General features: G+C 71.0%; 10 protein-coding genes. All 10 read right to left on the bottom strand.

What is annotated here, in order from left to right; genetic code table 11:
- Window positions 1-111: 111 nt before the first annotated feature.
- The 10 genes from pyk to HWD93_RS08070 all read right to left on the bottom strand — a co-directional run bounded on the left by pyk (window position 112) and on the right by HWD93_RS08070 (window position 14,558).
- Complete coding sequence (gene pyk, locus HWD93_RS08115) at window positions 112-1,557, bottom strand: pyruvate kinase (RefSeq protein WP_070416231.1); 1,446 nt, start codon at window positions 1,555-1,557, stop codon at window positions 112-114.
- A 140-nt stretch (window positions 1,558-1,697) separates the two neighbouring features.
- Window positions 1,698-3,155 (bottom strand): glutamate synthase subunit beta, encoded by a 1,458-nt coding sequence (locus HWD93_RS08110; RefSeq protein WP_092387017.1) that lies wholly within the window; start codon window positions 3,153-3,155, stop codon window positions 1,698-1,700.
- The gene (gene gltB, locus HWD93_RS08105; protein ID WP_261646541.1) at window positions 3,148-7,665 is read right to left on the bottom strand and encodes a glutamate synthase large subunit; all 4,518 of its coding nucleotides are present in this window, start codon (window positions 7,663-7,665) and stop codon (window positions 3,148-3,150) included. The genes HWD93_RS08110 and gltB overlap by 8 nt, the downstream gene beginning before the upstream one ends.
- Window positions 7,666-7,952: 287 nt before the next feature.
- Entirely contained in the window at window positions 7,953-8,951 is a 999-nt protein-coding gene (gene lgt, locus HWD93_RS08100) for a prolipoprotein diacylglyceryl transferase (RefSeq protein WP_261646526.1), read from the bottom strand.
- A 216-nt stretch (window positions 8,952-9,167) separates the two neighbouring features.
- On the bottom strand, window positions 9,168-9,962 hold the full coding sequence (gene trpA, locus HWD93_RS08095; RefSeq protein ID WP_070416233.1) for a tryptophan synthase subunit alpha: 795 nt from the start codon (window positions 9,960-9,962) through the stop codon (window positions 9,168-9,170).
- Window positions 9,959-11,173, bottom strand: a complete 1,215-nt coding sequence (gene trpB, locus HWD93_RS08090; protein ID WP_261646525.1) for a tryptophan synthase subunit beta — start codon at window positions 11,171-11,173, stop codon at window positions 9,959-9,961. Before trpB ends, trpA begins: the two co-directional genes overlap by 4 nt.
- A 56-nt stretch (window positions 11,174-11,229) precedes the next feature.
- Window positions 11,230-12,015, bottom strand: coding sequence for an indole-3-glycerol phosphate synthase TrpC (gene trpC, locus HWD93_RS08085; RefSeq protein WP_261646540.1), 786 nt, complete (start codon window positions 12,013-12,015; stop codon window positions 11,230-11,232).
- A 16-nt stretch (window positions 12,016-12,031) separates the two neighbouring features.
- Window positions 12,032-12,271 carry an HGxxPAAW family protein gene (locus HWD93_RS08080; protein ID WP_070416235.1) on the bottom strand — a complete coding sequence of 80 codons (240 nt, stop codon included), beginning with the start codon at window positions 12,269-12,271 and terminating at the stop codon, window positions 12,032-12,034.
- Entirely contained in the window at window positions 12,268-13,017 is a 750-nt protein-coding gene (locus HWD93_RS08075; RefSeq protein ID WP_261646524.1) for a Trp biosynthesis-associated membrane protein, read from the bottom strand. Before HWD93_RS08075 ends, HWD93_RS08080 begins: the two co-directional genes overlap by 4 nt.
- A complete protein-coding gene (locus tag HWD93_RS08070) occupies window positions 13,014-14,558 on the bottom strand; it encodes an anthranilate synthase component I (protein WP_070416237.1) in 1,545 nt (514 codons plus the stop codon). Before HWD93_RS08070 ends, HWD93_RS08075 begins: the two co-directional genes overlap by 4 nt.
- Window positions 14,559-14,573: the final 15 nt, after the last annotated feature.

Below are 14,573 nucleotides of genomic sequence, written 5' to 3'. Positions count from 1 at the left end.
ACCGCGTGGTCACGCGGCCGCGGGGCGGAACGCGACAGGGCGCGGACCGGAGGCTGCGTGCGTCGCCGCACCGCGCCTCCCGTCCGCGCCCTGTCGGGACGCGACGCGACGTCAGTCGCGCACGTAGGCCGGAGCGGCCTCGGCGTGGGCGTCGCCCACGCGGTGCACGCGCAGGTCGTTCGTCGACCCCTCGATGCCGGGAGGGGAACCGGCCGTCACGATGACGCGGTCCCCGGGGGCGGCGAGGCCGTTCTCGAGGAGGACGTCGTCCACCTGCGAGAAGAGCTCGTCGGTGTGGGTCTTGCGCTCGACGAGGAACGAGCGGACACCCCAGGTGAGGGCCATGCGGCGACGCGTCGCCTCGTTCGGGGTGAACGCGATGATCGGCAGGCCGTGGCGCAGACGCGACATGCGTCGGGCCGAGTCGCCGGACTCGGTGAACACGCAGAGGTACGAGGCCTCGGTGAACTCCGCGATCTCGACCGCGGCGAGCGTGATCGCCCCGCCGAGGGTGCGCGGCTTGGTGCCGAGCGGCGCGATGCGCTCGAGGCCGTGGTCCTCGGTGGACTCGACGATGCGGGCCATCGTGCGGACCGTCTGCACCGGGTACTCGCCGACGCTGGTCTCGCCCGAGAGCATGACCGCGTCCGCGCCGTCGAGCACGGCGTTCGCGACGTCGGAGGTCTCGGCGCGGGTCGGGATCGGCGACGAGATCATCGACTCGAGCATCTGGGTCGCGACGATGACCGGCTTCGCCATGCGGCGGGCGAGCTCGACGGCGCGCTTCTGCACGATCGGGACGGCCTCGAGCGGGAGCTCCACACCGAGGTCACCGCGGGCGACCATGATGCTGTCGAACGCGTCGATGATCTCCTCGAGCGCGTCGACGGCCTGCGGCTTCTCGATCTTCGCGATCACGGGGAGGCGCTTGCCCTCTTCGTCCATGATCTCGTGCGCACGCTCGACGTCGGCGGCGTTGCGCACGAACGACAGCGCGATGAGGTCGGCGCCCTGGCGGATGCCCCAGCGGAGGTCCGCCTCGTCCTTCTCGCTGAGCGCGGGGACGTTCACGGCGACGCCGGGCAGGTTGATGCCCTTGTTGTTGGACACGGTGCCGCCGACGACGACCTCGGTGCGGACGCGCACGCCGTCGGTGTCGAGCACGCGGAGGCGGACCCGGCCGTCGTCGATGAGCAGCGGGTCACCGGGCTTGACGTCCTGCGGGAGGCCCTTGAAGGTCGTGCCGCAGATCTCCTTCGAGCCGGGGACGTCCTCGGTGGTGATGGTGAACACGTCGCCGACCGCGAGGTCGTGCGGGCCGTCGGCGAACTTCGCGAGGCGGATCTTCGGACCCTGCAGGTCGACGAGGATCGCGACGGGCTTGCCGAGCTCCTCGGCGGCGCGACGGACGTTCTCGTAGTTGGCCTCGTGGACGCTGTAGTCACCGTGGCTGAGGTTGAGGCGGGCGACGTCGACGCCTGCCTCGATGATCTCCTTGACGGTCTCGTACTCCGACGTTGCCGGTCCGAGCGTCGAAACGATCTTTGCGCGTCTCAATGGATTCCTTCGTGGTGGTGGATGGTGCTTGGGTTTCCGCGCTGTGGGGCCGCGCGGAACGAAGCGAGGCCACCAGCACCCTATCGAGTGCCGGTGGCCTGTCGCTCACTGCTGGGTGGGCATCGGGTGGACGTCCATCGTCAGACCGAGATCGCCCGGTCGGTCGCCTTGACCGGAGCCGGGAGGATCGTCGAGCCCTCGAGGTACTCGTCGACCTTCGCGGCGGCGGCCCGGCCCTCGGCGATCGCCCACACGATGAGCGACTGCCCACGACCGGCGTCGCCCGCGACGAAGACGCCCGGCTCGTTGGTCGTGTAGTCGGCCTGGCGGGCGACGGCACCGGAGACCGTCACGGGCAGTCCGAGCTGCGGCGCCAGCGTGTCGGTCTCGGGACCGGTGAAGCCCATGGCGACGAGGACGAGGTCCGCGGGGATCTCGCGCTCGCTGCCGGCCTTCGGGACCCGGCGGCCGTCGAGGTACTCGGTCTCGGCGACGCGGAGCGCCCGGACCTCGCCGGCCTCGTTCGCGAGGAACTCGACGGTGGACGCGAGGTAGTGGCGTTCGCCGCCCTCTTCATGGGCGCTCGTGACCTCGAACACGGTCGGGAACATCGGCCACGGCTGCTCGGACGGACGCTCCAGCGGCGGCTGCTTGCCGATCGCGAGGTTCGTCACGCTGAGCGCACCCTGCCGGTGGGCGGTCCCGATGCAGTCCGCACCGGTGTCGCCGCCGCCGATGACGACGACGTGCTTGCCCTCGGCCGTGACCTGGTTGTCGACGGTCGTGCCGGCGTTCGCCTTGTTCTGCTGCACGAGGTAGTCCATCGCGAAGTGCACGCCGGCGAGGTCGCGCCCCGGGATCGGCAGGTCGCGCGGGACCGTGGCGCCGGTGGCGACGACGACCGCGTCGTACCGGGACTTCAGGTCGTCCCAGGTGATGTCGCGCCCGATCTCGACGCCCGCACGGAAGCGGGTGCCCTCGGCCTGCATCTGGGCGAGCCGCGCGTCGATCTGACGCTTCTCCATCTTGAAGTCCGGGATGCCGTAGCGGAGCAGACCACCGATGCGGTCGTCGCGCTCGTACACCGCGACGGTGTGGCCGGCGCGGGTCAGCTGCTGTGCGGCGGCGAGCCCGGCGGGACCGGACCCGACGACCGCGACGGTCTTGCCGGTCAGGCGCTCCGGCGGGTGGGGCGTGACCCAGCCGTTCTGGAACGCCTCGTCGATGATCGAGACCTCGACCTGCTTGATCGTCACCGGCGGCTGGTTGATGCCGAGCACGCAGGACGCCTCGCACGGTGCCGGGCAGAGCCGACCCGTGAACTCCGGGAAGTTGTTCGTCGCGTGGAGTCGCTCGATCGCCTGCCGGCCCTCGCCGCGCCAGGTGAGGTCGTTCCACTCGGGGATGAGGTTGCCGAGCGGGCACCCCTGGTGGCAGAACGGGACGCCGCAGTCCATGCAGCGTCCGGCCTGTCGCTTGAGCGCGCCGGACTCCTGCTGCTCGTAGACCTCTTTCCAGTCCATGAGCCGCACGGGCACGGGTCGTCGGGCCGGGAGCTCGCGCTCCTGGACCTTCAGGAATCCCTTGGGGTCAGCCACCGGTCACCTCCAGAATGCGGTTCCAGACGACGTCGCCGTCCGGGTCGAGGCCCTCGTCGACGGCCTGCTGTCGGGTCTCGAGCACGGCTGCGTAGTCCCGCGGCAGCACCTTGACGAAGTCGCTCAGGTCACCGGACTCGAGCAGTTCGCTCGCGAGGGTCGACCCGGTCTCGGCAGCGTGCCGCGCGAGCAGGTCGTTCACGATCTCGACGTCGGCGCTGTCGAGCGGCTCGAGCCGGAGTTCACCGGACGCGAGCGAGTCGGTGTTCACGTGCTCTTCCCGCAGGCCGCGGACGTACGCGGTCCCGCCGGACATGCCGGCACCGAGGTTCCGACCCGTCTCGCCGAGGATCAGGGCGAGCCCACCGGTCATGTACTCGAGCGCGTGGTCCCCCACGCCCTCGACGACGGCGGTCGCACCGGAGTTGCGCACCAGGAAGCGTTCGCCCACGATGCCGCGGATGAACATGCTGCCCTGGGTCGCGCCGTAGCCGATGACGTTGCCGGCGATGACGTTCTGCGCGGGGTCGAAGCCACTGCCCGCGTCGGGACGCACGACGATGTCGCCGCCGGACAGCCCCTTGCCGACGTAGTCGTTGCTGTCCCCGACCAGGCGGAGCGTGATGCCCGCCGGCAGGAACGCACCGAGCGACTGCCCGGCGGAACCGCGCAACGTCACGTCGATCGACCCCGACGGCAGGCCGTTCTCGCCGTGGCGGAGCGTGACCTCGTGGCCGAGCATCGTGCCGACAGCGCGCTCCGTGTTCCGGATCGGCAGGTCGAGCGCGATCGTCCCGCCGTGCTCGAGGACGTCGGCCGTCTGCTGGATGAGCTGCACGTCGAAGTGCTGCTCCAGCTCGTGGTCCTGGTCGCGCTGGTGCCGGCGGGGCTCGTCGGCGTCGAACCGCGGTCCCTTGAGCACGGGCTCGAGGTCGAGGCCGGACGCCTTCCAGTGCTCGACCGCGCGGTCGACGTCGAGGGCGTCAGCGTGGCCGATCGCCTCTTCGAGGGACCGGAAGCCGAGCTCGGCGAGGAGCTCGCGGACCTCTTGCGCGATGAACTCGAAGAAGTTCACGACGAACTCCGGCTTGCCGCTGAAGCGCTTGCGGAGCTCGGGGTTCTGGGTCGCGACGCCGACCGGGCACGTGTCGAGGTGGCACACCCGCATAAGGATGCAGCCCTCGACCACGAGCGGCGCGGTCGCGAAGCCGTACTCCTCGGCGCCGAGCAGCGCGGCCACGACGACGTCACGGCCGGTCTTCATCTGCCCGTCGACCTGCACGACGACGCGGTCGCGCATGCCGTTGAGCATGAGCGTCTGCTGCGTCTCGGCGAGGCCGATCTCCCACGGGGTGCCCGCGTGCTTGAGCGAGTTCAGCGGCGACGCACCGGTGCCGCCGTCGTGCCCGGAGACCAGGACGACGTCGGCGAGGGCCTTCGTCACACCGGCGGCCACGGCCCCGATGCCCGACTGGCTCACGAGCTTCACGTGGACGCGTGCGGACGGGTTCGCCCGCTTGACGTCGAAGATCAGCTGCTTGAGGTCCTCGATCGAGTAGATGTCGTGGTGCGGCGGCGGCGAGATCAGGCCGACACCCGCGGTCGCGTGCCGGGTGCGGGCCACCCACGGGTACACCTTGGTCGGGGGCAGCTGCCCGCCCTCGCCCGGCTTCGCACCCTGCGCCATCTTCAGCTGGATGTCGGTCGCGTGCGTCAGGTACATGCTCGTGACGCCGAACCGCCCGGACGCGACCTGCTTGATCGCGCTCCGACGCTCGGGGTCGAGCAGGCGGTCGACGTCCTCGCCGCCCTCGCCCGTGTTCGACCGGCCGCCGAGACGGTTCATCGCGATCGCGAGCGTCTCGTGGGCTTCCTTCGAGATGGACCCGTAGGACATCGCACCGGTGTTGAACCGCTTGACGATCGACTCGATCGGCTCGACCTCGTCCAGCGGGACCGGCTTGCGGGCACCCTGCGCGAAGCGGAAGAGGCCGCGGAGCGTCATCAGCTGCTCGGACTGGTCGTCGACCGCCTGCGAGTACTCGCGGAAGATGTCGTAGCGACGGGAGCGCGTCGCGTGCTGCAGCCGGAACACGGTGTCCGGGTTGAAGAGGTGCGGCGGGCCTTCGCGACGCCACTGGTACTCGCCGCCGGTCTGCAGGCGCTCGTGCGAGAGGACCGCGCCGTCCTGCGGGTACGCCTGGGCGTGCCGCTCGGCGTTCTCCTTCGCGATGACCTCGATGCCGACGCCGCCGAGGATCGACGAGGTCCCGGTGAAGTACCGGTCGACGAACTCCTGGCTGAGCCCGACGGCCTCGAACGCCTGCGCGCCGGCGTAGCTCGACACCGTCGAGATGCCCATCTTCGACATGATCTTCAGCACGCCCTTGCCGAGCGCCTTGATCACGTTCTTGACGGCCTGCTCCGGCGTGATGCCGCTGATCATGCCCTGGCGGACGAGGATCTCGCAGGTCTCCATCGCGAGGTACGGGTTGATGGCCGACGCGCCGTAGCCGATGAGGGTCGCGACGTGGTGGACCTCGCGCACGTCACCGGCCTCGACGATGAGCCCGACCTTCATGCGCTGCTCGGTGCGGATCAGGTGGTGGTGCACGGCGGCGAGCAGCAGCAGGCTGGGCACCGGTGCCTGTTCGGCGTTGCCGTCGCGGTCGGAGAGCACGATGAACTGCTTGCCGGCTTCGATCGCCGCGTCGACCTCGTCGCAGACCGCGGCGATGCGCTTCTGCATGGCCTTCTTGCCGGCGTCGACGCGGTACAGGCCCTTGATCGTCACGGTCAGGTGGCGACCGGACTCGGTCTCGAAGTGCTGGATCTTGGCGAGCTCGTCGTTGTCGATCACGGGGAAGTCGAGCGTGATCTGCTTCGCGTGCTCGGGGCCGGCGCTCAGGAGGTTGCGCTCCGGACCGAGTCCCATGCCCATCGAGGTGATGACCTGCTCGCGGATCGAGTCGAGCGGCGGGTTCGTCACCTGGGCGAACTGCTGGGTGAAGTAGTCGAAGAGCAGCCGGGGACGCTGGGACAGCACCGCGATCGGCGTGTCCGAGCCCATCGCACCGAGCGGCTCCGCTCCGGTGTGCGCCATCGGACGCAGCAGGATGCGGACCTCTTCCTCGGTGTAGCCGAACGCGCGCTGCCGACGGGTCACCGACGCGGGCGTGTGCACGATGTGCTCGCGGTCCGGCAGGTCACCGAGGTTGATCCGGCCGCCGTCGAGCCACTCGCCCCACGGGCCGGACGTGGCCAGCTCGCGCTTGACCTCGTCGTCCTCGATGATGCGACCGGCCTCGGTGTCGACGAGGAACATCCGGCCGGGACGGAGCCGGCCCTTGCGCACGACCTTGTCGGCCGGCACGTCGATGACGCCCGTCTCGGACCCCATGACGATCAGACCGTCGTCGGTCACCAGGAAGCGACCGGGGCGCAGGCCGTTGCGGTCGAGGGTGGCGCCGACGAGCGTGCCGTCGGTGAACGTGATGGCTGCCGGGCCGTCCCACGGCTCCATGAGCATCGAGTGGTACTCGTAGAACGCCCGGAGCTCGGGGTCCATCCCGACCTGGTTCTCCCACGCTTCAGGAACCATCATCGACACCGCGTGCGGCAGCGACCTGCCGGTGAGCGTCAGGAGCTCGAGCACCTCGTCGAAGGACGCCGAGTCGCTGGCGCCCGGGCTGACGATCGGCAGCAGGGGCGCCATGTCGCCGAGCAGTTCGCTCTGCAGCTGCGACTGCCGGGCCCGCATCCAGTTGCGGTTGCCACGGACGGTGTTGATCTCACCGTTGTGCGCGAGCGTGCGGAACGGCTGCGCGAGCGGCCACGAGGGGAACGTGTTCGTGGAGTAGCGGGAGTGCACGATCGCGAGCTTCGACGCGAAGCGCTCGTCGCTGAGGTCCGGGTAGAACGGCTCGAGCTGGAGCGTCGTGACCATGCCCTTGTAGACCATGGTCCGGCTCGACAGCGACATGAAGTAGACCTCGGTGTCGTGCTCGGCACGCTTCCGGAGGCGGAAGGCCTGGCGGTCGAGCGCGACGCCGCTCCACGACGCGCCGTGCACGTCGTGCCGGATCGAGGCGACGAACAGCTGCTCGAACGCGGGCATCGCCGCTCGGGCCAGGGTGCCGAGGACCTCGGGTCGGACGGGGACGTCGCGCCAGCCGAGGACGCGCAGGCCCTCTTCACGCGCCAGTCGCTCGACGGCGCCCTTCACCGCGTGCCGGTCGTCCTCGTCGACGGGCAGGTACGCGGTACCGACCGCGTACTCCCCCGCTGCTGGAAGGTCGAAGGACACCTCGGCGCGGAAGAACTCGTCGGGCACCTGGCAGAGGATGCCCGCACCGTCACCGGTCCCGGCGTCCGAACCGACCGCGCCCCGGTGTTCGAGGTTGCGCAGCGCACCGAGGGCGGCGTCGACGATGTCGTGCCCGGCCGTGCCGCGGAGCGTCGCGACCATCGCCAGGCCGCACGCGTCCTTCTCGTTCGCCGGGTCGTACATGCCCGTGGCGTCCGGGATCGCGGAGAACCGACGGTGCGGCGGCACGAGTGCCGCCGGGGACTGGGGTGGCTGGAGCGCCATGGGGAACCGTCCTCACGAGGAAGTGGAACAGGGACAGCGGTGGCCCGGTGGTGCGTTCCGCCCAGATGGGCGGGACTGGTGCCCGTGCCCGCCGTCAGTGAGTTGCCCTGGCGGCGTGCGAGGTGTCGGACCCGCTTGTGGTGGGTCCGGGAGGTGCTGCTGACACTCGTGACCGATCGCGATCGGTCACGCAGGAGGGGTGCTTCCTACGCGCGGCCAGCGGTGCTGCTGGTGACCGGATCGGAGTCGGTGACGGCCGCCGGAGCGTCGTCGTCGGACTCTGACCAGGTGTCGTCCGAGTCTACCCCGGACTTCGAGCGGGGCTCGCGACCGGGCAGGTACGGACTCGGCTCCTTGCCGAGGTGCCGCTTGGACTGGACGAGGAAGATGATGATGCCCAGCAGGATCGCCGCGAAGGACATCCACACGTTCGTCCGGATGCCGAAGAACGTCTCGCTCGTGTCGACGCGGATGGACTCGAGGACCGAGCGACCGATGCCGTACCAGATCAGGTAGAGCGACAGGACCTTGCCCCACTGCAGGCGGAACTTCTTGTCGAGCAGCAGGATCACGACGACGCCGACGACGTTCCAGATGATCTCGTAGAGGAACGTCGGGTGGAAGAGCGTGCCCTCGGGCAGGCCCTTCGGGAACGCCGCGTTCGACGACTCGATCTGCAGGCCCCACGGCAGGCTGGTCGGCATGCCGAAGAGCTCGTGGTTGAAGTAGTTGCCGAGGCGACCGAACGCCTGGGCGAGCAGCACGCCCGGCACGACGGCGTCGATGAACGCGGTGAACCGCAGGCCGACCTGGCGGCAGCCGATGTAGGCGCCGACCGAACCGAGGATGAGCGCGCCGAAGATGGCGAGGCCGCCCTCCCAGATGTAGAGGAAGGACAGCGGGTCGCGCCCGGGACCGAAGTAGTCGCTGACGTGGGTGAACACGTGGAACAGGCGACCGCCGATGATCCCGGCGGGGACGGCCCAGATCGCGATGTCGATGATGATCCAGCGCTCGACGCCGCGCGCGTTGAGCCGCCGGTTCGCGAGGATGACGGCGGCGACGATGCCGAGCAGGATGCACATCGCGTAGGCGTGGATGCGGAAGTCGAGCGGCAGCGACCAACCGAACGCGTCGCGCAGCCAGGCGGTCAGGTCGAAGTACTGCCACGCGGTGCTCGGGCTCGGGATGCTCAGGAGGGGCATGGAGGTGCTGTCGCCTTTCGGTGCTGGCTGGGCGCGGTGCCGACGTGCCGTCGGCCCCGCTCACTGTAGCGCGGGAGGTGCGTGCGTCAGGAACCGAGGGCCCGGTCCTGTGGAAACTGTGACCGACGCCAGGCGCGGTGCGGGCGGGACGCGTCGCTCACCCGCACCGCGGTGCAGGTGGGCCGACGGGGTCGCCGGCACCGCGCCTCCTGGACGTCAGCGGCGCTGCGCGCCCGAGGTGAGGTCGGCTGCGCGGTCGGCCACGCCCTGCACACCGAGGTCCGCGAGGGCCCGGACGAAGGCGGACCCGATGATCGCGCCGTCGGCGTACTCGAGGACCTCGCCGACCTGCTCCGCCGTCGAGATGCCGAGACCGACGCACGTGCGCTCGACCCCGGCGTCGCGGAGCCGCGACACGACGGTGCGGGCTGCGACGTCCACGCCCTCGCGCGCGCCGGTGACGCCCATCGTGGAGACGGCGTAGACGAACCCGCGGCTGGACCGGACCGCCTGCTGCATGCGCGTGTCCGACGAGGACGGGGCCGCGAGGAACACCCGGTCCAGGCCGGTGCGCTCCGACTCGCGGATCCACTCGGCGCCCTCGTCGGGGATGAGGTCCGGCGTGATGAGCCCGGCGGCACCCGCGGCGACGAGGTCGTCGGCGAACCGCTCGACGCCGTACCGGAGCACCGGGTTCCAGTAGGTCATCACGAGCACGGGCACGTTCGCCCGCTCGGTGATCTGGTGCACGGCGTCGAAGACCTGCGCGACGCGGAAGCCGTTCGCCAGGCTCTCCTCTGCCGCCCGCTGGATGACCGGGCCGTCCATCACCGGGTCGGAGTACGGCAGGCCGAGCTCGATGACGTCGACGCCGTTCTCGGCCAGGGCCACGGCCGCGTCGACGCTCGTCTGCACGTCGGGGTAGCCGGCGGGCAGGTAGCCGACGACGGCCCCCGCGCGCTCGGCGTTGGCGGTGTCGATCGTCGTCGCGACCGTCTGGTTCGTGGTCACAGCTGCACCGCGTTCTCGTCGAGGATGCCGAAGTAGCGACTGGCGGACGCGACGTCCTTGTCGCCCCGGCCGGACAGGTTCACGAGGATGACGCCCTCTGGGCCGAGCTCCGTGCCGAGCTTGATCGCCCCGGCGAGGGCGTGCGACGACTCGATCGCCGGCAGGATGCCCTCGGTGCGGCTCAGCAGGCGGAAGGCCTCCATGGCCTCGTCGTCGGTGATCGGCTCGTACTTCGCACGCCCGATCGAGGCGAGGTAGGCGTGCTCCGGCCCGACGCTCGGGTAGTCGAGCCCGGCGGAGATGCTGTGGCTCTCGATCGTCTGGCCGTCCTCGTCCTGCATGAGGTAGGACTTCGTGCCCTGGAGGACCCCCTCGCGACCGAGCGTGATGCTCGCGGCGTGCCGACCGGTCTCGACGCCGTCGCCACCGGCCTCGAAGCCGTGCAGCGCAACGGACTCGTCGTCGAGGAAGGCCTCGAAGATGCCCATGGCGTTCGAGCCGCCGCCGACGCACGCGGCGACCGCGTCCGGCAGGCGCCCGACCCGGTCGAGGACCTGCTGGCGAGCCTCTTCGCCGATGACCTTGTGGAACTCGCGCACCATCTCGGGGAACGGGTGCGGGCCGGCGACGGTGCCGAGCAGGTAGTGCGTGGAGTCGACGTTGGCGACCCAGTCGCGCAGGGCGTCGTTGATGGCGTCCTTCAGCGTGCGGGAGCCCGTCTCGACCGGGATCACCTCGGCACCGAGCAGCCGCATCCGGGCGACGTTCAACGCCTGGCGCTCGGTGTCGACGGCGCCCATGTACACGACGCAGTCCATGCCGAACAGCGCCGCCGCGGTGGCCGTCGCCACGCCGTGCTGGCCGGCGCCGGTCTCGGCGATGAGGCGCGTCTTGCCGAGGCGCTTGGCCACGAGGGCCTGACCGAGCACGTTGTTGATCTTGTGCGAGCCGGTGTGGTTGAGGTCCTCGCGCTTGAGGATGATCCGGGCACCGCCGGCGTGCTTGGCGAACCGGGGCACCTCGGTGATGATCGAGGGCCGCCCGGTGTAGTCGCGCTGGAGCGTGTCGAGCTCGTCGCGGAAGGCCGGGTCCGCCCAGGCCTCGCGGAAGGCCGCTTCGAGTTCGTCGAGCGCGAGGACGAGCGACTCGGGGACGAACCGCCCGCCGAAGTCGCCGAAGTACGGTCCGTGCAGGTCGCGGAGTGAGGTCACGATGGGTCTCCCGGGACACGCCCGGCGAACCGGGCTGGGATGGATGCTGTCGTCGGTCAGTCGCGGTCGGCGGCTGCGATGAACGACGCGAGTGTGGCAGCGGGGTCGTCGCCCGTCACGAGCGCCTCTCCCACCAGGACGACGTCGGCGCCGGCGGCACGGTAGTGCGCGACGTCGGCCGGACCGGCGACCGCGGACTCGGCGACGCGCACGACCCCGTCGGGGATGCGGTCGGCGAGCGATCCGAACAGGTCGCGGTCGAGCGAGAAGTCGGTCAGGTCGCGGGCGTTCACCCCGAGGATCCGGGCGCCGGCGTCGAGGCCGCGCGAGACCTCGTCCGCCGAGTGCGCCTCGACCAGGACGCGCATGCCGAGTTCTTCCGCCAGGGTGTGGAGCTCGACCAGGTGCTGCTGCTCGAGCGCCGCCACGATGAGCAGGACGACGTCGGCACCGGACGCCCGGGCCTCGATCACCTGGTACGGGTCGGCGATGAAGTCCTTGCGGAGGACGGGGACGCCCACCCGTGCCTTGACCGCTTCGAGGTCGGCGAGGCTGCCGAGGAACTTGCGCCCCTCGGTCAGGACGCTGATCGTCGACGCTCCGCCACGCTCGTAGTCGGCGGCGAGGGACGCGGGGTCCTCGATCGGGGCCATGGACCCGCGGGACGGGCTGGCACGCTTGACCTCGGCGAGGATCTTCACCCGGTCGCCGGGGGCCAGGAACGTGAGGGCGTCGAGCGGGGACGCGACGCGGTCCAGGTCGCGTTCGACGTCCGCGTACGGACGGTCGACGCGACGGGCCGCGGCGTCCTCGAGCGCGCCCGCGACGAGGGTCTCGAGCACGTTCGGCATGCCGGACCTACTCGGAGTGGTGCTTGGGGACGAACTTCGGGCCGTCGACGCCGTAGCCCGCCTTCTTCATGACGCCACCGACGATGAGGCCGATGAGCACCACGCCGGCGGAGGCCCAGACGCCCCACGGCTGGTCGAACCAGAAGAACAGCGTGCCGGCCGCGAATCCGATCAGCATGATCACGACGGCGGTCCAGGCTGCCGGCGAGTGGCCTTCGCCGAGTTCTGCGGGCTCAGTGTTGCTCACGGTGCTCCTCGTTCTGCTTCGACGCCGTCGTTCGACCGGCGTCCGTTCGATCCTACCGTGTCGTCCGGGGCCGCTCCGGCAGCGTCCGCGCTCGCGTCGTCGGGGCCCGCGGCTGCGCGGTCGGGGCCCGCGACCGCGTCCGAGGTCGGGTCGACGCCGGCGCTCAGGTCGTCCCAGTCGACGACGGCGTCACGCTCGACCGGCGCCACCGCACGGGCATCCGCCGCCGCACCCGCGGTGGCCGCACCGTACTTCCGGCTCGGCCCCGGCCAGGACCGCTGCACGACGAGCACGACGACCCCGAGGGCCACCGCGAGCACGCCGCCGACGATGCCGACGACCGGCCACGCCGACACGTCCACGCTCGACACGGCCCGGCGGACGGCGGACAGGTCCGCGACGCCCGCGACCTCGCCCACGGCGCCCTTCGCTGCGGCGACCGGGTCGGCCAGGGCGGTGATGCCGGACACCACCACGCCGACGCCGAGCAGGATCTCGACGGCGGCGAGCACGATCCGGACGACCCGACCGGCGATGGTCATCGCCAGGAAGAGCGCGAGGCTCGCGATCGCCAGGGCGGTGTACTGCGGGACCGCGGCCGCACCGTCGGCGTCCACCTTCGCGGCGACGGCAGCGCCCGCGTGGAGGTGGACCGTGAACCAGGTCTGCGTCCACGAGAGCATGATGATGCCCGCCACGGCGAGGCCGGCGACGACGACGAGCGGCCGGGAGCGGCGGGCCGTCACGAGTGCACCCCGCGCATCCGGTTCGCGGTCGCGATGGCCCGCAGCGGTGCCGCGGCCTTGTTCACGGCCTCGATGTGCTCGGTCTCGGGGTCGGAGTCGGCCACGAGCCCGGCCCCGGCCTGCACGCGTGCCACACCGTCCTTGATGAGGGCGCTGCGGATCGCGATCGCGAGGTCGGCGTCGCCGGCGAAGTCGAAGTAGCCGACCACGCCCGCGTAGGCCCCACGCTTCGCGGGTTCGAGCTCGTCGATGATCTCGAGCGCCCGCGGCTTCGGCGCCCCGGAGAGGGTGCCGGCCGGGAAGGTCGCTCGGAACACGTCGATCGCCGAGGCCCCGGGCCGCACGGCGCCCTCGACGCTCGACACCAGGTGCATGATGTGGCTGAACCGCTCGACCGTCATGAACTCGGTCACGGCGACCGTGCCCGGCTCGCAGACCTTCTGCAGGTCGTTGCGCGCCAGGTCGACGAGCATGAGGTGCTCGGCGCGCTCCTTCGGGTCCTCGAGCAGGTCCTCGCCGAGACGGACGTCCGCCTCGGGTGTGGCGCCGCGCGGACGCGACCCGGCGATCGGGTGGGTGATCGCCCGGCCGTCCTGCACCTTGACCAGGGCCTCAGGCGAAGCACCGACGATCCAGAAGCGCTCGTCGGCGGTGTCCGCCAGCGACAGGAAGTACATGTACGGGCTCGGGTTGAGCGTCCGCAGCACGCGGTAGACGTCGAGGGGATCCGCGGTGACCTCGTGGTCGAACCGCTGTGAGATGACGACCTGGAAGACGTCCCCGTCGCGGATGAAGCCCTTCGACCGCTCGACGGCCGCCATGTAGTCCGCGGGGGTGGACCGGTGGGTCGGCGTCGGCTCGGCGATGTCGAACGCCTCGGCGACGGTCGCGGCGGAGGGCTGCACGAGGTCGGCCTGCATCCGGTCGAGTCGCGCCTGGGCGTCCGCCCACAGCGCCTCGGCGTCGTCGACACCGTCGTTCAGCACGCTGGCGACGAGCAGGACGAGCCCGGTGCGGTGGTCGAGCGCGGCGAGCTCGGACACGAACGCGAGGGCCTGCCCCGGGACGTCGAAGTCGGCCGGCGGCACGTTCGGCAGGTGCTCGAGCTGACGGACGGCCTCCCAGCCGATGAACCCGACGGTGCCACCGACGAGCGGCGGGGTGCCGGGGATCCGGGGGGTCGCCCAGCGCTCGTGCAGCCGCGCCAGGACCTCGAGCGGCTCGCCGTCGAGCGAGTCCACGGCGCGGGACGCCGGGATGCCGGTGTCGATCCACGCGGCACGGTCGCCGTCCTGGGTGAGGACGCCGAAGCTGCGCACCCCGACGAAGGACCAGCGCGACCAGAGGCCCCCCTGCCCGGCGGACTCGAGCAGGAAGGTACCGGGCCGACCGTCGGCGAGCTTCCGGTAGACACCGACCGGCGTCTCGCTGTCGGCGTAGAGCGCGCGCACGACGGGGACGACGCGGTGGGCGTCGAGCAGGGCGTCGAACTCCGGACGGGAGGTCGTGTGCGGCGTGTCGGAGAGCGTCGCGGTGCTCATCGGGTCTCCTCCACG

The sequence above is a fragment of the Curtobacterium sp. C2H10 genome, assembly GCF_025407985.1.
GTDB lineage: Bacteria > Actinomycetota > Actinomycetes > Actinomycetales > Microbacteriaceae > Curtobacterium.
Note: the sequence above shows the minus strand (reverse complement) of the source record. Positions and strands in the feature narration are given on the sequence as shown.